Origin of the sequence: Kribbella sp. NPDC051718 (genome assembly GCF_040681515.1) — a bacterium.
Lineage (GTDB): Bacteria > Actinomycetota > Actinomycetes > Propionibacteriales > Kribbellaceae > Kribbella.
Map to the genome: position 1 here is coordinate 28,793 of NZ_JBFAYZ010000009.1, position 19,415 is coordinate 48,207.

18 protein-coding genes are annotated in these 19,415 nt (G+C 67.9%); 9 read left to right on the top strand and 9 right to left on the bottom strand.

Features of this window, described 5'->3' with window-relative positions; all coding sequences use genetic code 11:
• The gene (locus AB0M15_RS29875) at positions 1–366 is read left to right on the top strand and encodes an MmcQ/YjbR family DNA-binding protein (protein ID WP_363825027.1); all 366 of its coding nucleotides are present in this window, start codon (positions 1–3) and stop codon (positions 364–366) included.
• Here AB0M15_RS29875 and AB0M15_RS29880 read toward each other — a convergent pair.
• Both AB0M15_RS29880 and AB0M15_RS29885 read right to left on the bottom strand, forming a co-directional pair.
• Positions 331–1,365 carry a hypothetical protein gene (locus AB0M15_RS29880; protein ID WP_363825029.1) on the bottom strand — a complete coding sequence of 345 codons (1,035 nt, stop codon included), beginning with the start codon at positions 1,363–1,365 and terminating at the stop codon, positions 331–333. The genes AB0M15_RS29875 and AB0M15_RS29880 overlap by 36 nt on opposite strands.
• A 39-nt stretch (positions 1,366–1,404) precedes the next feature.
• Complete coding sequence (locus AB0M15_RS29885) at positions 1,405–2,109, bottom strand: maleylpyruvate isomerase N-terminal domain-containing protein (protein WP_363825032.1); 705 nt, start codon at positions 2,107–2,109, stop codon at positions 1,405–1,407.
• Positions 2,110–2,188: 79 nt separating this feature from the next.
• On the opposite strand from AB0M15_RS29885, the gene AB0M15_RS29890 reads away from it, so the two are divergent.
• The 3 genes from AB0M15_RS29890 (at position 2,189) to AB0M15_RS29900 (ending at position 5,839) form a co-directional block, all read left to right on the top strand.
• Positions 2,189–3,685 carry a fused MFS/spermidine synthase gene (locus tag AB0M15_RS29890; protein WP_363825035.1) on the top strand — a complete coding sequence of 499 codons (1,497 nt, stop codon included), beginning with the start codon at positions 2,189–2,191 and terminating at the stop codon, positions 3,683–3,685.
• A gap of 75 nt (positions 3,686–3,760) precedes the next feature.
• Positions 3,761–5,383, top strand: a complete 1,623-nt coding sequence (pgm, locus tag AB0M15_RS29895) for a phosphoglucomutase (alpha-D-glucose-1,6-bisphosphate-dependent) (RefSeq protein ID WP_363825038.1) — start codon at positions 3,761–3,763, stop codon at positions 5,381–5,383.
• A gap of 30 nt (positions 5,384–5,413) precedes the next feature.
• Positions 5,414–5,839: a GNAT family N-acetyltransferase gene (locus AB0M15_RS29900; RefSeq protein ID WP_363825041.1), complete on the top strand. Its 426-nt coding sequence runs from the start codon at positions 5,414–5,416 to the stop codon at positions 5,837–5,839.
• Here the strand turns inward: AB0M15_RS29900 and AB0M15_RS29905 are convergent, their stop codons facing one another.
• Both AB0M15_RS29905 and AB0M15_RS29910 read right to left on the bottom strand, forming a co-directional pair.
• The gene (locus AB0M15_RS29905) at positions 5,840–6,247 is read right to left on the bottom strand and encodes a DUF3037 domain-containing protein (protein WP_363825044.1); all 408 of its coding nucleotides are present in this window, start codon (positions 6,245–6,247) and stop codon (positions 5,840–5,842) included.
• Positions 6,244–6,981 carry a HipA family kinase gene (locus AB0M15_RS29910; RefSeq protein ID WP_363825047.1) on the bottom strand — a complete coding sequence of 246 codons (738 nt, stop codon included), beginning with the start codon at positions 6,979–6,981 and terminating at the stop codon, positions 6,244–6,246. Before AB0M15_RS29910 ends, AB0M15_RS29905 begins: the two co-directional genes overlap by 4 nt.
• A gap of 76 nt (positions 6,982–7,057) precedes the next feature.
• Here AB0M15_RS29910 and AB0M15_RS29915 point away from each other — a divergent pair, with 76 nt between their 5' ends.
• Positions 7,058–8,113: a glutamate--cysteine ligase gene (locus AB0M15_RS29915; RefSeq protein ID WP_363825050.1), complete on the top strand. Its 1,056-nt coding sequence runs from the start codon at positions 7,058–7,060 to the stop codon at positions 8,111–8,113.
• Here AB0M15_RS29915 and AB0M15_RS29920 read toward each other — a convergent pair.
• The 5 genes from AB0M15_RS29920 to AB0M15_RS29940 form a co-directional block, all read right to left on the bottom strand.
• On the bottom strand, positions 8,110–9,912 hold the full coding sequence (locus AB0M15_RS29920; RefSeq protein ID WP_363825054.1) for a glycerophosphodiester phosphodiesterase family protein: 1,803 nt from the start codon (positions 9,910–9,912) through the stop codon (positions 8,110–8,112). The two genes, AB0M15_RS29915 and AB0M15_RS29920, sit on opposite strands and share 4 nt — an antisense overlap.
• A 130-nt stretch (positions 9,913–10,042) precedes the next feature.
• Positions 10,043–12,820 (bottom strand): FtsX-like permease family protein, encoded by a 2,778-nt coding sequence (locus AB0M15_RS29925; protein ID WP_363825057.1) that lies wholly within the window; start codon positions 12,818–12,820, stop codon positions 10,043–10,045.
• Positions 12,817–13,551 (bottom strand): ABC transporter ATP-binding protein, encoded by a 735-nt coding sequence (locus AB0M15_RS29930; RefSeq protein WP_363825060.1) that lies wholly within the window; start codon positions 13,549–13,551, stop codon positions 12,817–12,819. Before AB0M15_RS29930 ends, AB0M15_RS29925 begins: the two co-directional genes overlap by 4 nt.
• 128 nt (positions 13,552–13,679) lie before the next feature.
• The gene (locus tag AB0M15_RS29935) at positions 13,680–14,768 is read right to left on the bottom strand and encodes a glycoside hydrolase family 5 protein (protein ID WP_363825063.1); all 1,089 of its coding nucleotides are present in this window, start codon (positions 14,766–14,768) and stop codon (positions 13,680–13,682) included.
• Positions 14,769–15,130: 362 nt separating this feature from the next.
• Complete coding sequence (locus AB0M15_RS29940) at positions 15,131–15,736, bottom strand: hypothetical protein (protein WP_363825066.1); 606 nt, start codon at positions 15,734–15,736, stop codon at positions 15,131–15,133.
• Between the two features lie 99 nt (positions 15,737–15,835).
• Here AB0M15_RS29940 and AB0M15_RS29945 point away from each other — a divergent pair, with 99 nt between their 5' ends.
• From AB0M15_RS29945 to AB0M15_RS29960, 4 genes are all read left to right on the top strand, one after another.
• Positions 15,836–16,567, top strand: coding sequence for an Imm7 family immunity protein (locus AB0M15_RS29945; RefSeq protein WP_363825069.1), 732 nt, complete (start codon positions 15,836–15,838; stop codon positions 16,565–16,567).
• 27 nt (positions 16,568–16,594) lie between these two features.
• Positions 16,595–16,987 carry a hypothetical protein gene (locus tag AB0M15_RS29950; RefSeq protein WP_363825072.1) on the top strand — a complete coding sequence of 131 codons (393 nt, stop codon included), beginning with the start codon at positions 16,595–16,597 and terminating at the stop codon, positions 16,985–16,987.
• 256 nt (positions 16,988–17,243) lie between these two features.
• Positions 17,244–18,230 (top strand): GNAT family N-acetyltransferase, encoded by a 987-nt coding sequence (locus AB0M15_RS29955; RefSeq protein WP_363825075.1) that lies wholly within the window; start codon positions 17,244–17,246, stop codon positions 18,228–18,230.
• On the top strand, positions 18,208–19,278 hold the full coding sequence (locus tag AB0M15_RS29960) for a potassium channel family protein (RefSeq protein WP_363825078.1): 1,071 nt from the start codon (positions 18,208–18,210) through the stop codon (positions 19,276–19,278). The genes AB0M15_RS29955 and AB0M15_RS29960 overlap by 23 nt, the downstream gene beginning before the upstream one ends.
• Positions 19,279–19,415 lie beyond the last annotated feature (137 nt).

Consider the following 19,415-nt stretch of genomic DNA (forward strand, 5'->3'; position numbering starts at 1 on the left):
ATGGACGCACTGGGTCGGTTGCGAGCACTGTGCTTGGCGTTGCCGGAGACGAACGAGCGGTTGAGTCATGGGGAGCCGACCTGGTTCGTTCGGGACAAGAAGACGTTTGTGATGTTCGCCGATCAGCATCACGACGACCGAACGAGCTTCTGGTGCGCAGCCCCCGAAGGCAGTCAAGAATCGCTGATCGCCAGCGACCCGGAGCACTTCTTCCGGCCGCCGTACGTCGGGCACCGCGGCTGGCTCGGTGTCTACCTCGACGTCCCCGACGTCGACTGGCCCCATCTCGAGGAACTCGTCGAGGACGCCTATCGGCAGGTCGCCCCCAAGTCATTGGTGGCTCGACTCGATCAGGTCCGCGGCTGACGCTCCGCTGGACACCGGGTTGGCCAGCCAGGCTTCCTCGGCATCGTGGCGGCAGGGCAAGGCGGTCCGGTACGTCGCTGCCGACAGCAGCAAGATGGTCAGCTCGCCGACGCTGACACCGAGATTGGCCGCATCGCGTCGCAGAGCAGCCGTCAAAGGGGCTGGCAGATCGTCGAGCACGATTCGCTGCGTACCTAGCGCAAACCCGCGCGAGCCGAAGTAAGGCGAAGCCGGTGAGCCGGGAGAAGGCGGGGCAGGTGAGCCGGGGTAGGGCGGGGAGCTGGATGGACCGGGTGGGTGGGTTGGCGGGAGGTGCCAGTCGGGGGACCAGTGGGGTTGGCCTAGTTGGAGGACTTCGTCCAGGGGTGGGAGAGGGTCGCGGAGGAGGTCTGGGATTTCGGCCAGGGCTCGGAGCAGGAGGGTGGCCAGGGTGTGGCGGCTCTGCCATTCGGCCAGGGGGTCACTGGATTTCAGGTGGCGTTTGAGAACGGTTCGCAGGCGGTCGGTTGAGGGGCTCGAGAGGGCGGGTTCGTGGGGGACCGGTTCGACCGACAGCCGGCCGTTGTGGAGGCGGAAGGCGAGTAGGGAGTCGGCGGGGACGTCGGGGAGCCAGTCGGGTGGGCCGCACCAGCCGCCGAATTCGCCGATGGATGAGGTGATCGCTTCGCCTGATGCGAGCGGCAACGATCCTTCGTGCAGGAGGAGCAGGTCCAGCAGCGCCAGCTCAGGGCCGGCGAAGAGGACTTGGCGGCCCTTGGTGGGAGAGTGCACCCGATGGGTGAGGGCGGCGCCATCCAGCATGCGGCGGACGGTGTCGAAGCGGCCGTCGGGCAGTTGGACGAGCACGGGTGACTGGCGTAGCGCAGTACGGACTGCGGCTGCTGGGTTGGTGGATTTGGTCAGGCCGGCGGCCAGGACGGCTGGTGCCAGGTCGTCGGGGGAGAGGGGGCCGGAGGAGTTGATCTGGGCTGCGCAGTTGATGACGATTCGTTTGCTCACGCCAGGGAATGTACGAGTCTCCGGCCCTGCGATTCGCCCTTATCCACAAGGCAAATCAGTCGACGAGGTCGACCGTCGTCGTAGCAACCGGGGTAACTCGGTTGACCAAGCCTGGGCGGCGGCCGGAGTGGTCCATTGCCAGGACTGGATCTGCGCTGCCGATCGACGGCCGAAGATTGCCCGGAACAACTCGTACGTGTCCGTATGGACCTCGGCCACCGGCTCGCCGCTACCGAGCTGATAGGTCCCGTCCGGGGTCACGATCGACAGCGTGCCGGCGACGTCGTCCGATGGCCGTGGATCGGGGAAGACCCAGTTGAGGGTCGCGAGCCAGATCTCTCGCGGCGGTCGGCCGATCCCGGTCGCGCCGTGCAGATCGGCTTCATGTGTGCCGGCGTCGACGTACGGGTTGCAGATCATCGGATGGGCGGTGTCGCCGCTCAGGATCAGCTTCTCCAGCGCCGGCCCGGTCGTCGTCGACCATTCGTCCACGACGCGGGCAGTCGGCAGCGAGCGGCGGGCGTCGACCTGGACTGCGGTCCACGGCGGCCGGGGTGCGCCTTCGAGGTTGCCGGAGACGAAATCGGCGGCCGCGCCGGACAGGTGCGAGATGACGTCGTGCACGGTCCACTCCGGGCACGCAGGCACACGGCCGGCCAGCACCTCCGGCCCGAACCCGAGCACGGCGTCGGTCAGCCGCGCCCGCGTCCCGGCGTACAGGTCGACACTCGTGGTTGCGTCCATGGTCCAGAACCTCCTCAGTACGGTCTTTCGATGATGACGAACGGCCGGAGGCGGAATCGACGGCCGATAGGGTGGCGCGGTGGAAGAGACCGCCCTAGAGGCACCCGCCAAGGCGATCAACGACAAAGTCGCCATTGCCCTGTCCTTCGGCAGTTCAGCTGCTGTGATGGTGCTCGAACTCGTCTCCCTGCGTCTAGTGGCGCCGTACCTGGGCCTGACCCTGGAGACCAACACCGCCGTCATCGGCGTCGCCCTGGCGGCCATCGCGACCGGCGCCGCAATGGGTGGCCGGCTCGCCGACAGCACACCGCCCACCCGGACGCTGGGGCCGATGATCCTGATCGCCGGCGCTCTGGTGCTGCTGATCCTGCCAGTGGTGCGCTGGACCGGTGAGACCCTGCGCGGTAGCGGGAATGAAGCGGTCTTCCTGGCCGTGGCAGTCGCCTTGTTCCTCCCGGCGTCGCTGCTCGCCGCAGTCACGCCCATGGTCACCAAGCTCAGACTGTCGAAGCTGAGCCAGACCGGTACGGTCGTCGGCCGGCTGTCCGCCTACGCGACGGTCGGTGCGATCGCGGGCACGGTACTGACCGGGTTCGTGTTTGTTGCCAAGGTCCCGACGAGCACGATCGTCCTCTGCCTCGGCGGCCTGCTGGTGCTCGCCGGAGCAGCCCTGACCATCTTCTTCCGCGGTCTCAAGGCCGCTAGCCGACCACTGGTCCTCGCGCTGGTCGGTACAGGCCTCACCCTCGTCGCCCCTCGGCCGTGTGAGGTCGAGACGGCCTACCACTGCGCCAGGATCGAGAAGGACCCGGCGCGGGCCAACGGCCGCCTCCTCTACCTCGACCAGCTGCGCCACTCCTACATCGACCTCGCGGATCCGACCTACCTGCAGTTCCAGTACACGAAGGACTTCGCGACAGGGATCGAGTCCAGGTGGCCGGACAAGTCACCGCTGCAGGCGCTGCACATCGGTGGTGGCGGGCTGACGATGCCGCACTACCTCGCAGCGACCAGGCCAGGGACCAAGAACAAGATCTACGAGATCGACCCCGGCGTGATCGAGCTCGACAAGGCCGAGCTGGGCGCCCGGCCCGGTCCGGATCTCGACATCCAGATCAAGGACGGCCGGCTCGGCGTACGGTCCGAGCCGGACGACAGCCGGGACCTGCTGGTGATGGATGCGTTCGGCGGGGTCGCCGTGCCCTGGCACCTGACCACCCGCGAGATCGTCGCCGACCTGCGACGGGTGCTCAAGCCGGACGGGCTACTCCTTGCCAACATCATCGACTTCGGCCCGCAGGCGTTCCTCAAGGCAGAGCTCCGTACCGTCGCCGCCGAATTCCCGTACGTCGCACTGATCGCGAAACCCACCGAGCTGGCGGGAAAAGAAGGCGGCAACTTCGTCCTGCTCGCCGCCGACCAGCCACTACCCGGTGCTGCGATCCGCCAGCGCCTCGGGACGACCGGCGGCTACATCGACGACCCCAATGCGCTGCAGCAGTTCATCGGCGACGCTCCGTTGCTCACCGATGACTACGCGCCGGTAGATCAACTCCTGACGCCCTTCCCGAGCTGAGACTGTTGAACCCGAGAGGCGAGACGCGCCACGGGTGGAGTTGTGATCCGGGCCGAAGGCTTGTTGCATGTGCACATGCACCCACGCGCAGGCCAGCCCGCTCAGCCCGAGGATCTCGTCGACGTCGACGCGCTGCTCGCGGCGTACGAGGGGATCACGCCGGACGTCGAGAACCCCGCCCAGAAGGTCGTCTTCGGTACGTCGGGCCACCGCGGCTCGTCCCTCGACGGCGCCTTCAACGAGGCACACATCCTGGCCATCACCCAGGCTATCTGTGAGTACCGTGCGGGCGAGGGGACCACTGGGCCACTCCTGGTCGGGCGGGACAGCCACGGCCTCTCGGAGCCCGCGTGGCGGACCGTGCTCGAGGTGCTGGCGGGCAACGGCGTGCAGACCCTGGTGGACAGCGCGGACCGGCTGACCCCGACCCCGGGCGTCTCGCACGCGATCCTGCGGCTCAACCGCGGCGCGGGAGCGGGTGCCGACGGCATCGTCATAACACCGAGCCACAACCCGCCGCGCGATGGCGGGATCAAGTACAACCCGCCGCACGGTGGCCCGGCCGACTCCGATGCGACCGGCTGGATCGCGGCCCGCTCGAACGAGTTGATCGCCGGTGGCAACCGCGAAGTACGGCGGGTTCAGTTCGAGGCGGCCAGGGCGCAGGCGGGGGAGTACGACTTCCTCGGGCACTATGTCGACGACCTGCCCTCCGTGCTCAACCTGGACGCGATCCGCGCGGCCGGTGTCCGGATCGGCGCCGACCCGCTCGGTGGCGCGAGCGTCGACTACTGGGCCGCGATCGCCGAGCGGCACCGCCTCGACTTGACGGTAGTGAACCCGCGGATCGACCCGGCCTGGTCGTTCATGACGCTCGACCACGACGGCAAGATCCGGATGGACTGCTCGTCGCCGTACGCGATGGCCTCGCTGGTCGCGCAGAAGGACCGGTACGACGTGGCGACCGGCAATGACGCCGACTCCGACCGGCACGGCATCGTCACGCCGGACGCCGGCCTGATGAACCCGAACCACTACCTCGCCGCCGCCATCTCGTACCTGTTCGCCAACCGGCAGTGGGGCCCCGAGGTGGCTGTCGGCAAGACGCTGGTCTCGTCGTCGCTGATCGACCGCGTGGTCGGCGACCTCGGCCGCCGGCTCTGGGAGGTTCCGGTCGGGTTCAAGTGGTTCGTGCCCGGCCTGATCGACGGCTCGGTCGGCTTCGGCGGTGAGGAGTCCGCGGGCGCCAGCTTCCTGCGATTCGACGGCACGGTCTGGACGACGGACAAGGACGGCATCCTGCTCGCGTTGCTGGCCAGCGAGATCACCGCCGTGACGGGGGAGACGCCGTCGCAGGCGCACGCGAAGCTGGTGGAGAGGTTCGGCGCATCGGCGTACAGCCGGGTGGATGCTCCGGCCAGTCGTGAGCAGAAGGCCAAGCTTGGCGCGCTGTCGGCCGACGCCGTGACCGCGACCGAGTTGGCCGGCGAGCCGATTCTCGATCGGTTGACGAGTGCGCCCGGCAACGGTGCCGCGATCGGTGGGCTCAAGGTCACCACGGAGTCCGCTTGGTTCGCCGCGAGGCCGTCGGGGACAGAGGATCTCTACAAGATCTACGGCGAGTCCTTCAAGGGCGCCGACCACCTCGACGAGGTCTTCGCCGAGGCCCGCGAGGTGGTCTCCCAAGCCCTGGCCTGAATTGTCGAAGGCCGTCGTTACGGTCGGGCCATGACATTGTCGATCTCAGTCACCGACCTGGACGAGTCCGCCGCGAGCGCGGTCATCGCGGCGGGCCTCGAAGAGTTCAACGTCGAAGCGACCGGGATCCAGGACTGTCGACCGTTGTCCGTGCTGGTCCGCGAGCCGGGCACGGACCGGGTGGTCGGCGGGCTCACCGGTCGGACGTCGCTCGGCTTGCTGTTCGTCGACCTCTTCTACCTGCCCGCGGAGTTGCGCGGCCAAGGGGTCGGCGGCGAGGTGCTGAGACAGGCGGAAGAGGAGGCCCGACGCCGTGGGTGTCGTTCGGCCGTGCTCTACACGCTCAGTTTCCAAGCGCCTGGGTTCTACCTCAAGCACGGCTGGCGCGTGCTAGGTGAGGTGCCCAGCGACCAACCCGGCCCCAGCCGGGTCTTCATGACGAAGGACCCGCTGTGACTACCTGACGAAGGCGTCGACCAGGCGGTCCAGGTCAGTGCCGGGGTCGTTGGTCAGGCCGCTGTGGATGGGGCTAGGGTGGACGACGGTACTTCGGGGCGCGGCCAGCCAGCGGAAGCGTTCGCCGATGCGGGTGGCGGCTGCGGGGCCGCCCTCCGGCTCGCCTGCGCAGATCGCGCGGAGGTGTTCCAAGGAGGCGCAGACGACGTCCACATCGACCGCCGGGTCGAGGGCGCGCAGGCGGAGCGGGTCGACGTCCCAGGACGCGCCGAGGAAGTCCAGCGAGCGGCAGTAGAGCACTGCGCCGACGTTGACGAACTCGCCGCGGTGGATGCGTGGTGCCGCGCGCAGGATGACGTAGTCGAAGGGCACCAGGTTGACCGCGGGGTCGAAGGGCACGACGTTCACTGCGCACCACCCGGCAGCCAGGCGGACCGATCGGCGAGTCTGGCGGTCAGGTGACCCAGGTAGCGCTCGCGGTCACCCTCCTCGATCCACTCGTCCGGCACCAGCGCGATCACCTCGGTCAGCAACTCGGGGGTGATCGCCGCGGCCAGCTCGGCGTCCACGGTCGGTACCGTCGAAGCGACGTCGCGGAACACGTGGTCCTGTGCGTCGTACGCGAGTCCGGTGAACTTCTCCGCGGACATCCAGGAGTGGTGGAAGTACAACGCTGCTCCGTGGTCGATCAGCCAGAGTTGCTTGTGCCAGACGAGCAGGTTCGGGTTGCGCCAGGAGCGGTCGACATTGGCGACGTACGCGTCGAGCCAGAGGATCTTCGCCTGGGTGGCCTCGTCGGGTTTGCCGCTGGAGCCGTCGTAGCCGAAGGAGCCGGGAAGGAAGTCGACGGCCAGGTTCAGACCGGCGCTGCGCAGCAGCAGCTGCTGGATCTCCTGGTCGGGCTCGGACTTGCCGATCACCGGGTCGAGCTCCATCAGCTTGAGCTCCGGCACCCGCAGGCCGAGCCGGCGGAACAGTTCGCCGACGATGATCTCGGCGACCAGCGCCTTCGGGCCCTGGCCGGCGCCGTGGAACTTGAGCACGTAGGTGCCGAGATCGTTGCCTTCGACAACACCAGGCAGCGAACCGCCTTCGCGCAACGGCAGGACATACCGCGTGGCAGTGACGATCGGCAGACTCACCCGCCAGAGCCTAGTGCCACGGTTTCCGCCGCCATAGCGCCGGGTACCTCGAAGGCATATCGACAGAGGAGAGACCTTGAGCCACCCGTCCATGGGCGTCGAGGAGGAGTTGCTGCTGGTCTCCGCCAGTGGTCACCCGATGCCACACAGCAGGGCCGTCGCCGCAGGGGCGGAAGGCGTAGACGTCGAACTGGAGCTCACCCGGGCCCAGGTCGAGATCAACTCACCGGTGTGTCAAACGGCTGATGAACTGCGAGTCCAGCTGACCTGGGCTCGCGCGAAGCTCGCTGAGGCAGCCGCTGACGAGGGTGCACGACTGCTGGCGATCGCTGTGCCTCCAGTCGGAGTGGCGGCTCAACTGATCACCACGAAGCCGCGCTACCAGGAGATGGCGGATCGGTACGGGTTGCTGGCTCGCGAGCAGGCGGTGTGTGGGTGTCATGTGCATATCGACGTACCGGACAAGGAAGCTGCTATCCGGGTCAGTAACCACCTGCGGCCGTGGTTGCCGGTGCTGCTGGCGTTGACGGCCAACAGTGCGGTCTATCTGGGGCAGGACACAGGCTTCTCGAGTTGGCGGTCGATCATGTGGTCCCGCTGGCCGTGTTCGGGTCCACCGCCGTACTTCGAATCCGCCGAGCACTACGACGCACTGGTCGCGATGCAGATCGCGACAGGCAGCATCATGGACGAGCGGATGGTCTATTGGGACGTGCGCCCGTCCAGCCACCTCCCGACGGTCGAGGTGCGCGTCAGCGACGTACCGCTGACCGTCGACGAGACAGTGCTGCTCGCAACGCTCGTCCGCGCCCTGGTGATGACGGCACTCGATGACGGCGGCCTGGGCCCGAAGCTAGAGCCAGAAGTACTACGAGCCGCCTACTGGCTCGCAGCCCGCGACGGCATCACCAGCAACGGACTGGACGTCCTCAAGGCCCGCCCGCTACCCATGAGCGAACTGCTCGGCCTACTGCAACGACATGTCTCCCGGGCACTAAACGAGTTGGATGAAGCCGACATGGTCGCCGAGACCATCCAGCGAGTGCTGCGGGAGGGCAACGGCGCCGTCAAGCAACGCCAAGCCGTCAGGGACGGTTTCGACGTCGTTGCCCTCACTGCAGTGGTGGATTAGCGCAGGAAGTCTTCCAGACCGTGGAGGTCGTCCGTGTTGAGGTTGTCGACGCCGGCGGCGACTAGCTCCGACCAGACCGCTTCACGGGCAGCACCCGGCACATCCGGGGTTTCCCAGAAGCGGACGCGGTAGCCGGCGTGGTGAGCGGTCTCGACGATGTCCACCAGCTTGGCACGCTCAGCGGCCGGGAACGGCCCAATACCTCGCCAGGTGAAGTTTTTGGACCAGTTGTCGCTGACCAGTGGCATCAGGGAGGCGGGCAGCTTCGAGTTGAGGTCGCTGAGTCGGCCGTCGTACCCGGCGTACCGGACCTTCTGGGCCTTCAGAACGTCGAGCGGGCGGTTGCCGCTGATCACTGAGGTGACGGCGCCGCGGTGGGTGCGGCCGTTGGCGAAGACCGTGCTGATGTCCTTGTACTTCCGCAAAGCAGCGTCGACAGCCGCGTACGTCGAAGGCCCGTCGCTCTTGATGTCGATCAGCAACTGGAAGTTCCGCCCGTGCCGGTAGACCTCGCCGTGGTTCTCCCGAACCCGCTGGGCGAGCGGCTTCAAATAGAGGCTCTCGAGATTGCGACCCGGCACAGCGTCCACCAGATCATGCGCGACCCGAAGCTCGCCGTCGACCAGCCAGACGTCCGCCTCGACACTGTTGAAGCCACGGTCGAGCGCGTCGGACAGCGGCCGCCGGTGGTCGTAGTCGTTGTGCGCGTGCGCCGACGGCAGCGCGCGGACCGCCGGAGCGTCGTACGCGCGCGGCAACCTGAACCCGTTCGCCTGCACAACGGAACGCACCCGGTCCGGGTAGTCCGAGATGATGCCGTCGACGCCCTTGTCGATCAGCGACTGCATCGTCGCCGGGTCGTCGATGGTCCACGGCACGACCTTGATGCCGGCCTGGTGAGCCGACTTCACCATCTCGGCGGTGACATAGGGCCGGTACGCCGGATCCGTCACCTTCCCGTCCTGCGGGAACCCATGGACCGGCGAGATCGCGTCCGCACCGAACGACGCAGCCGCCTTCACCAGATCGCCACCGAAGTCGTCGATGTCGATGCCGCCGAGCCACGGCGACTTGCCGGGCTGACCGGTCTGCAGGAAGTCGTAGTTGGTCAGCGCGACGATCGGCAGCTCGGGCGCGACCTGGCGCATCCGCATCAGCGAGCCCCAGTCGAAGCTCTGGATCGTCACCTGCCGGCCGATCCGGGCCTTGTGGATCTCGGCGGCGACGACCTGGACGAACTGCTCGCGCGGTGCCGTCTGGGTCGGCGCACCCGCTTCGACCTTGGTCTCGACGTTGAGCTTGACCTTGTCGGCGTGGAAGCGCTTGACCAGTGCGAAGACGTCGCGCAGCTCAGGCATCCGGGCGCCCGGGTCGGGCGTCTGGCCGGGGAAGTTCGCCTGCGGCAGGGAGCCGCAGTCGAGTTGCTTGACCTGCTTCAGGGTCAGCGTGTTGATGAACTTGCCGACATACGGGTACTCCGGGTCGCCCGGCGTGTAGGGCGCGGTGTCCTTGCACTTCGCGCCGGTGACCTGGCGGTCGTGGGTGACGACCGCGTAGCCGTCCTCGGTGATCTGGACGTCGAGCTCGAGCGTGCTGACGCCGAGCTCGAGGCCGCGGGAGAAGGACGCGATCGTGCTCTCCACGGTCAGCCCGAGACCACCGCGGTGAGCCTGGATGTCGAAGTCGCGGCCGCGGGCGGCATCGACCGGAAGACCGGCAGCGGCCGGCAGAGCCGCCACGGAGGAGCTGAGCAGTCCGGCGGCGAGGGCAAGGAGCAGCGCGCGGGGGAGGCGGCGCATGAGGAGATCCTTTGCGTAGGGGACGGCGGTTGGCGCCGATGCTTCCCGTCGCAGGGATACCCCGGCCCTCGCGAAGGTAGCCGAAAAGAGGCCGACGGGTGACCCCTCGCCGTCGGCCTCTCACGGATTGCTACTCGTACTGCAGTGCCTCCAGCGGGTTGAGCCGGGCCGCCCGGCGGGCCGGCCAGATCGCCGCGAAGATGCCCACGACCACCGAGACGATGGCGAAGATGAGCAGCTGCCCGGTCGGGACGGCGAAGGCGACCTCGTCCAGGCGGGCGGCCAGCAGCGACGCCAGGCCGAGCCCCAGGATGATGCCGATGACCGCCCCGATCAGCGCCGTGATCACGCTCTCGTGCCGGATCATCCGCTTCACCTGGCGCCGGGTCAGGCCGATCGCGCGCAGCATGCCCAGCTCCCGGGTCCGCTCGAACACGGTGAGAACGAGCGTGTTGACGATGCCGAACAGGCTGACCAGCACCGAGAGCGCGAGCAGCACGTAGAGCACGTTGAGCAGGCTCTTGATCCCGCTCGCCTGGGCGTCCTTGAACTGCTCCCGCGTCTGCGCCTTCGCGTTCGGGAAGTTCGAGAGCGCCTTCTCCACCACCGCGGTGTTCGCCGCCGTCACGCCACCATCCATCTTCAGGAAGGTGTAGAGGTTCAACGGCTGCGGGGTGGCCGCATCGAAGGTCGTCGTCGAGATCGTCACGTCGCCGAACGGCGAGCCACCCGCCGGCGGGGTGAAGACACCCCGGGCGGTCAACGGCAGGGTCTTGCCCGAAACGGTCGTCATCGAGAAGGTCGAGCCGAGCTTCAGGTTGTGCTTGTCCGCGTAGTCCTCGTTGACGATCGCGCCGTCGGCACCCAAGGTCCCGAGCGTCTCCTGCGAGCCGCTCTTCCAGTCGAAGCGCAGCACCGACGGCGCCTGCTCGTCGACCGCGGTGACCTGGATCGTGTCGCCGAACACCTGCCCCTGCCCGCCACGCACGCTCGACGCGGCCTGTACTCCGGGCACCTTCGCGACCGCGGCTGCGACCGTCGGCGGCAGCGGGCTGAAGTTGTTCTGCGCCGCGACCGCGTAGTCACCGCTGAAGATCCGGTCGACGGCGTCCTCGAACGGCTTGATGATGCCCGCGCCGAGCGTCGCCACCAGCGTGACGAGGGCCAGCCCGATCATCAACGCGGCAGCAGTCGAAGCGGTCCGGTGCGGATCGCGCCGGCTGTTCTGCCCGCCGATCCCAGCCGCCGGCCCATCGATCAGTACGCCGGGGAACTCGGCCGGCCACTCGGGCTGCCACGAACTCACCCGCCGCCGGATCGCCATCGCGGTGACCACGACGAGCAGCACGGGATTCAGCACTGCGCCGAGTACGAACCCACCGGCCCGCTTCAGCCTCGACCCCGGACCCCAGTACCCCCGCCGCAGAAGCCAATAGGGCAAGGAGAACAGCGGCCACGCGAGGATGGTCAGCACGAGTACCGCCCCACGAGCCACCGGATCGGATGCGGCCGCCAACGGGCGTACCAACTGCGCCGCGAACAAGGCGATCCCGATGAAGATCAGCAGTACTCCGACCGCCAGCAAGGTCAGCAGATTGCCGGTGCCCAGCCCGTTGACGAACAACCCGACCACGACGAGCGCGACCCCAGCCAGCGTGAGCACCACAGCCCCCAGCCCGCGGTACCGCTGGAAACGACCCGGCGGCAACGAAGCACCTTCGCGAACGGCCGCGATCGGTGGCACCCGGGTCGCTCTCATAGCCGGTCGAAGGCTGGCCAGCAAGGTCACGAGGATGCCGACGGCCAGCGCGACGATGATGGTCCGGCCGCGGAACACCAGCCCGTTGTTGGGCAGCGTCAGCCCGGCCGCGTCGAAGATCTTGAACAGACCGGTCGCGATCCCCAGACCGAGGAACAGCCCGGCGGCGGCCGCCACCACACCCGTCAGGAGTGCCTCGAGCACAACGGTGCCGAGGACCTGACGCCGCGAGGCTCCGAGCGTGCGCAGGGTGGCGAACTCACGGGTCCGCTGGGCGATCGTGATCGACAGCGAGTTCGCGATCACGAACGAGCCGACGAACAGCGCGATCCCGCCGAAGACCAGCAGGAAGGTCCGGAAGAAGTTCAGGAAGTCACTCGTCCCGGCCGCGTCCTTGGCGGCCTGGTCTTCGGCGGACCGCACCTGAGTGCCTTCCGGCAGGACCTTCTGGACGGCGTCGATGAGCTGCTGCGGCGAGGTGCCGCTCTTGGCCTTCAGCAGGATCTGATCCAGCTTGCCGGGCTTGTCGAACAGCTTTTGCGCGGTCGGCATCTGGAAGCCGGCCAGCGTCGCACCGCCGATCGACGACACCGAGCCGAACTCGACCAGCCCGGAGATCCGCATCGGCTGGACCTCGCCGCGGGCCTGCACCCCGATCGTGTCGCCGGTCGCGAAGCCTTTCTTCGAGGCTGTCTGGGTGTCGATCACGACCTGGTTCGGACCAGGCCACTCACCGTTGACCAGCGCGAGCGAGTTGAACTCCTGGTGCTCCGGGTCGACGCTGAAGCCGAGGTTGGGCGCGCCGCCGAAGACGACCGCCTTGCCGTCCTTGCCGATCAGCTGCGCCTCACCCGACACCGCCCCGCCGGCCACACCGACCTCGGGAAGGGTCGTCACCTTCGTCAGCAGGGACTCGTCGAACGGCGGCGCCGGCGCGGTCCCATCCGGTACGTCGAACGCCGTCTTGCCGGTGATCGCCGCGTCGGTGTTCTTGTAGTTGTCGGAGAAGATCGAGTCGAACGCGCTCGAGATCGAGTCGGTCAGCACGTAGGTACCGGACACCAGCGCGACGCCGAGGACGACGCCGATCGCGGTCAGCGCCGTGCGGAGCTTGCGGCTGAGCAGCCCGCGCAGCGCGAAGCCGATCACTGCAGGTCCAGCGAGTCGATGATCTGCAGGATCTCGTGCTGGTCGGTCCGCCCGGTCTCCTTCACGATCTCGCCGTCGGCCAGGTAGAGCACCCGGTCGGCCATCGCGGCCGCCTTGGCGTCGTGGGTGACCATCACGGTGGTCTGCCCGTACTCCGCGACCGAACTGCGCATCAGCTGCAGGATCTCGTTGCTGGTCCGCGAGTCGAGGTTGCCGGTCGGCTCGTCGGCGAAGATCACCGTCGGGCGGGAGACGAGCGCGCGGGCGATCGCCACCCGCTGCTGCTGACCGCCGGACAGTTCGGCCGGGCGGTGGGTGAGCCGGTCGGCCAGGCCGACCCGGGCCACCAGCTCGTCGAAGTACGCCGGATCCGGTTTCTCGCCGGCGATCGTCAACGGCAGCACGATGTTGTCGCGTGCGGTCAGCATCGGCAGCAGGTTGAAGAACTGGAAGATGAAGCCGATGTGCTTGCGGCGCAGCTTGGTCAGGTCGTCGTCGCCGAGGGTGGTGATCTCGGTCCCGCCGATCTGTACCGACCCCGAGGTCGGCTTGTCCAGCCCGGCCAGGATGTGCATCAACGTCGACTTGCCCGAGCCGGACGGTCCCATCACCGCCGTCAACTGGCCGGCGGTGATCTCCACCCCGACCCCGCGCAGTGCCTTGACCGCGGTATCGCCCGCGCCGTATGTGCGAACCAAGTCCGTCGCACGCACGACTGTCTGTCCCTCCATGCCCGATCGCCCTCCCAAGCTGATCAGCGGCTCATGAGCCGTCGTGGCTCTGAGTGTGCTCTCACTGGGAGTGATGGCGACAGGGGGTTTCCCCCGACCGGACCCCGAAATCCGGCCGGGGAGGCGGGTCAGCGCTTCTTCTGCAGGCCCGCCTTGATCCCCGCGCCGAAGCCGGACGGGGTGCCCTTGTAGTCCTTGATCAGGGACGGCTCGTCGGCGCAGTCGCTGACCACCCAGCCCCACGCGAGGTACGAGATGTTGCGCGCGTCGGCGTACTTGGTGAGCTTGTCGGTGAACCTGTGGGTGCAGTCGGTGTCACCCATCTCGCCGATCACGACCGGTACCTTGGCCGCCACCTTGTCGATCTCGGGCCAGCGCGCTTGATCCCGGTACGGCGAATCGAGCGGCAGTCCGTAGATGTGCACCGACGCGGCGAGCTGGTTCGCCGGGTCGACGGGCTTGAACTCCAGCCAGCGGCGCAGCGATCCGGCGTACTCCGGTCCCGGCACCAGGATGACGTTCTTGGCCCCGGCGGCGCGCACGATCAGGACGAGTTCCTGCATGCCGGCCGTGACGAAGTTGACGCCGGGACAGGTACCGCCGTCACGGACGCACTTCCAGGCGGCCGTGGTGTCGCGGTTCTTGTCCGGGTACGGCTCGTTGAACAGGTCGAACATCACCGCGGGATTGTTCTTGAACGTGGCGGCCACCGACCGCCAGTACATGGCCGAGTAGATCCGCGACGGCATCACCCGCTGGTCGGTCGCCTTCTTCGCGTCGGTCTGGGTCCAGTGCTCGTCCACGATCACGGTCATCCCCGCGGTGGTGAGCTTGGTGACCCAGGCCGTGATGGCGTTGCGGTACGTCGATCCGCGCATGCCGGGCCGGACCTGGGTACTGCCGAGCCAGCAGGTCTCGTTGAGCGGTACCCGGACCGCGTTGACGCCCCAGGCCTTCATGGCCGCGATGGTCGCGTCGGTGGCGGGAGCGTCGAAGATCCCCCAGCCTTCGGAACAGGCGTACTGGGCGCCGGAGTGGTTGACGCCGCGCAACTGCACTTTGGCGCCGGTCTGGTCGACGAGCTGGTTGCCGGACACCCGCACGCTGAGCGCGCTGTTCGCATCCGCGGGGGGCAACGATACTGTCGAGGGGCGGATCACAACGGTGAGTAATGCGATCAGGGCAGCAACAGCCGCCGCGGCCAGGGCTTTCCGCACTGGGTTCTTCTCCTTGTTCAGTCCCCAGGTTTTCTACTGCTTCGGGCTACGGCCCCACCTCCGCGGTTCCCTGCCTACCAGTGCCGATCCGTTACCTGCAACCGGATGCCCGTTTGCTTCAAGCCATCGCTTGGATGGAACTTGCGGAGTCCGCGGGTCCGGCAGGCGTGCAGCGGCGACAAAAGTTAACGCTCGAGATCACGGAAAGATAACGACGCAAAAAATCCGGTCAGCGCAGAATGCTGACCGGATTCGCAGGATTGTGGGTGCCGGACCGGGAAGCGCCTCACGGCGCGAGGCCGCTCGAAGCGGCTAATTTTGGGACCCGGGGCTACCGCGGCCCGACACCTCGATCAGTATAACTACCAGAGGTTGCCGGTCCGCTCGGTGCGCGCGGCGGTCTGCAGCTGGTCGGCCAGCTCGACCAGCTTGGAGGCCGACCGGACCAGGTCGTGGGTGTCGTCGGCCAGATGTGCCCGGCCGGTCGCGACGATCCTCGCGAAGGCGGCGGCGCGGTCCAGGGTGGTGGCGAAATCGCCGGTCGCGACACCTCGTAGTACGGCGTCGACCATGTCCCGTACTTCGGTCGGCCCCGGCGGGTCGGCGACGCCGGCGACCACGGCGTGGACCTCGGCGTACTTGCGGCCGGTCGCGTACTCGCGGGAGACCTCTTCGGCGGAGGCATGCACCCAGGCGCGCAGCAGGTAGAGCCGCCACAACGTCCCCGGCAACGAGTCCGCCGGCGAGTCGGACCACAGATCCGCGAGCTCGTCGAGCCCGTAGTCGTCGGCGAGTTTGACCACCCGCGCGATCACCTCGGCGTCCTCACTCGAGCGTGCGCCCCGCACCAGCAACTCCGCGGTCCGGTGCGCCACCTCGGCCACCGCGGCCGGGTCGTGCGCACCCGGCAACGACTCGAACAACTTGGCACCCGGCAAGATCGGCCGGCGCGGCGTAGGAACGGTCACCCGCCCATCGTGCCTGACCACCCCCAGCCCCGCACGCCGACCCGGACGTGTTGACCCCGGCAATCCACCGGGGCTGGAAGGATCGGCCAGGTGTACACGGTGAACGGATGGTTCCAGCTGGCCGCCGACGACGATTCGGAGGACGCGGCCATCGCAGGCCTCCAGGACTACTGCCGCACCTTCGATGGCACCAACATCCAGGTCCGCTGGCCGGCCCCCAACTACGCGAACTTCCTGACGATCGCTGGGAACGCCAATCACCTGTGGACGCACAGCGCGGACGTGCATGGGCTGCTTCGGTTGGTTGGGGAGCGGCTGCCGGGGAGTTGGGGGTTGCTGTACGAGCAGGATGACGAGCGGGCGGAGTTGCCGGGGCCGGACAGCTATCGGGTGACCACGATGATTCGTGGGCGGCTCGAGGAGCGGATGGATCCGTACTTCTCGCCGATCGTCCCGGTTGTCGAGGGCCCGGACTGGTCGCCTGCGGTGGACGACGCGCTCGACGGCTGGGGCGAGTACGACGCCGCGCTGGGGCGGCCGGATGGGCTTGGGGGAGTCGACCTGGGGCGGAGCGCGGTGGTCGGGGTGGAGTGGCGTGGGTCGGTGGTCGAGGTGGCCGTCGACTGGGTGTTGGAGGCCGGGCATCCGCAGTACGGCGAAGGAAACGTGCGGCGGGGGTTGCTGCGTTGGGGCGGCGTGACGGAGCTGCATTCGGCTGGTGAGGTCAGGGGAGTGCTGGGGGAGTTGGCCGGCGCCGGGGAGGTTCACAAGCTGAGGGCCGGCTCGGGAGTGCTCACCGTGCAGGCGGATCGGCTTGAAGTGGAGTTGTGAGATCCGGTCGGTCGGTACAGTCGAACCATGGCGGGTGGAAAAGGCAAGTTGGCCAAGAACGTTGTGAAGTACGGCGTGCGGTATGGGCCGATGGCGTTCGAGGCGGTCAAGCATGGGCGGGAGCCTGCCCAGCAGGCCATTCAGGCGGCGCTGGCCAAGCGGACTGCGCGGAGGAAGGCGATCGAGCATGCGGTGACCGTGCGGGACGGGTCGCTGTTGAAGGTGATCAAGGACGGGCAAGCGGTGTTCTTCGTGTTCAGTGGGGATGCGATCGTCACCACCTATCCGCCGGTGCCGCAGTCGACGTATCCGGAGTTGTTGCGGCACGCCGATCTGGATCGGCGGGAGAACGCGCTCGCGCTGGCGGCCAGCCGGCCCAAGCTGACCGACCGGCTCCCGAAGATCAAGCGGCGTCGCTAGTGCGCCGTGTCGGCAGTTCCGTTGCGCTACCGGCGCCCAGGCACGCACCTCGTGGCAGCGGAGGAAAGGCCACGATGGAAAAACATCGAGGCCTTCCCTCCGCCACCACGAGGCACGCACCTGACCACCGCTATCGCTAACGCAACTGCCGACACGGCGCACTCGAGGGTTGACCTGCTTGTAACACGGAGGACCCGGGGTGGCAACAGCTCTCGCGCACTGTGGAAGAACGTGTCCACGAGGGAGGGCGTCACCCATGCTCTGGAAGATCAGGACCGAACTCGCCGACCGGCCGGGTGCACTGGCCGAGCTCGCCGCACGCTGTGGTGCCGACGAGATCAACATTCTGAGCCTGGAGGTCTTCACCGCCGAGTCCGGCGCTGTCGACGAACTGGTCGTCTCCACCGGCGTCGGCTGGACCGCGGAGGACCTCACCGCACTGGTCGCCGAAGCGGGCTGCACCGGTACTACGGTCCGCCCGTGCCAGGCAGATGTCCTCCATGACGGACCCACCCGGTACCTGCGCGCAGTACTGCGTCTCCTCGACGACCCGATCTCCGTGGACGAAGAACTGGAGAGCCTGCAGGGATTCGACGAGTACACGCCGGCGGAGTGGGCACGTGCCGACGTACTCGTCGAGATCGCCGGCCGGCTGGCCGAGCGTGAGGCCGGCCCAGTCCAGGAGCCGCCTCGGCCCGGCAGCGCAGTACCGGAGTTGCGCAAGGCCACTGTCGACGATGCCGAGGCAGTAGTCGCCATGCACGACCGGTGCTCCTACGAGAGCCGCACCCGCCGGTACCACGTACCGATGCCCAAACTCACCGCCCGTACTGCGCGCCACCTGTCGGCCCCAGCCGGCGGCATCTCCGTCGTAGCCGCAGCCGGTGAGGCCGTGGTCGGGATGGCCACGGCCGCTCCCTGGGACGAGCTGAGTGGCTCTGCGATGGAGATCGCCGTACTGGTCGAGGACGGCTGGCAGCGGCACGGTCTGGGCTCGCAACTGCTGCGCCGGGTGATCCGGGAGGCCCGGGACATGGGTGCGGACCGGGTGGTCTGCATGGTGCAGCCGGAGAACGTCGCGATGCTGCGGACTGTCGAGGGCCTGCGCATGCGGACCAGGGTCGTGCAGGACAGCAACCACCTGATGGTGACCGTCGCACTGTCCGACCAGAGCCTGTCGCATGCGGTGGATCGGCCGTCGGTGCCCTATCGTCAGACGCGTGCCATCCCTGCCCGGTCGTAACCCCCACGGCCTTCTCGTCAACCTGCCCGCGAGCACGCGCTCGCCGGTGGTGGAGTTGTCCAGGCGGCTGATGATCGCACTAGGCCTGCTGGTGCTGATGGTCTGCATCGTGCTGGTCGACCGCGGCGGCTACAAGGACACCTACGACGGCAGCGTCGGTTTCATCGACAGCATCTACTACGCGACCGTGACGCTCACCACGACCGGGTACGGCGACATCACTCCGGTGACGCCGACCGCCCGGCTGGTGAACGCCTTCGTCGTGACGCCGCTGCGGATCGCGTTCCTGGTGGTGCTGGTCGGCACGACGCTCGAAGTCCTGGCGAACGAAGGTCGCCGCATCATGCGCGACTCGCGATGGAGGAAGCGCATGAAGGACCATGTTGTCGTCGTCGGCTACGGCACCAAGGGCCGGTCGGCCGTGCAGACCCTGCTCAGCAACGGGGTCAAGCGCACCGACATCGTGGTGATCGACCCGCGCGCGCAGGCGATCGGTGACGCGGGCAACGATCAGATGGCCGCCTTCCACGGCGACGCGACCAACCGGACGGTACTGCGCCGCGCCGAGGTGATGACGGCCCGCGAGGTGATCGTCACGACGGATCGCGACGACTCGGCCGTCCTGGTCACGCTCGCGGTCCGGCAGCTCAACCCGAACGCGCACATCGTCGTCGCGGTCCGCGAGGAGGACAACGTCCCCCTGCTGCGGCAGAGCGGTGCCGACGCGGTGGTCACCTCGTCGGAGGCGGTCGGCCGCTTGCTCGGCCTCTCCGCCGTCAGCCCGAACCTGGGCGAGGTGATGGAGGACCTGCTGACCTACGGCGAGGGCCTCGAGGTCGCCGAGCGCCCGGTCCTCGGCCGCGAGGTCGGCAAGGCGCCGTCGTCGGTACCGGACCGCGTGGTCTCGGTCGTCCGCGACGGCAAGGTCCACCGGTACTACGACTCGTCCGTCTCGGTCCTGGCCGCCGGCGACAAGCTCATCGTCGTCCGCCCCGCCAAGGAAACCCCTTGGGCCGAGCGCCCCGGCGCCGACGACCAGGACGAGTAGCTCCTTCTTCTCCCAAGCCCACAACTGGCGGGCTTGCACCCAAAGCGGCGACCTTGAACACCAAACGGCGACCTTGAACAAGAAATAACATGTTCAAGGTCGCCGTTACCTGTCCGAGCCAACATCTGGCGGGCTTG

Bases quoted from the DNA above. Each gene is read 5' to 3' on its own strand.
- AB0M15_RS29875 (WP_363825027.1), top strand. From the start codon at position 1: ATGGACGCACTGGGTCGGTTGCGAGCACTGTGCTTGGCGTTGCCGGAG.
- AB0M15_RS29885 (WP_363825032.1), bottom strand. From the start codon at position 2,109: ATGGACGCAACCACGAGTGTCGACCTGTACGCCGGGACGCGGGCGCGG.
- pgm (WP_363825038.1), top strand. From the start codon at position 3,761: ATGCACCCACGCGCAGGCCAGCCCGCTCAGCCCGAGGATCTCGTCGAC.
- AB0M15_RS29900 (WP_363825041.1), top strand. From the start codon at position 5,414: ATGACATTGTCGATCTCAGTCACCGACCTGGACGAGTCCGCCGCGAGC.
- AB0M15_RS29920 (WP_363825054.1), bottom strand. From the start codon at position 9,912: ATGCGCCGCCTCCCCCGCGCGCTGCTCCTTGCCCTCGCCGCCGGACTG.
- AB0M15_RS29930 (WP_363825060.1), bottom strand. From the start codon at position 13,551: ATGGAGGGACAGACAGTCGTGCGTGCGACGGACTTGGTTCGCACATAC.
- AB0M15_RS29950 (WP_363825072.1), top strand. From the start codon at position 16,595: ATGGCGGGTGGAAAAGGCAAGTTGGCCAAGAACGTTGTGAAGTACGGC.
- AB0M15_RS29955 (WP_363825075.1), top strand. From the start codon at position 17,244: ATGCTCTGGAAGATCAGGACCGAACTCGCCGACCGGCCGGGTGCACTG.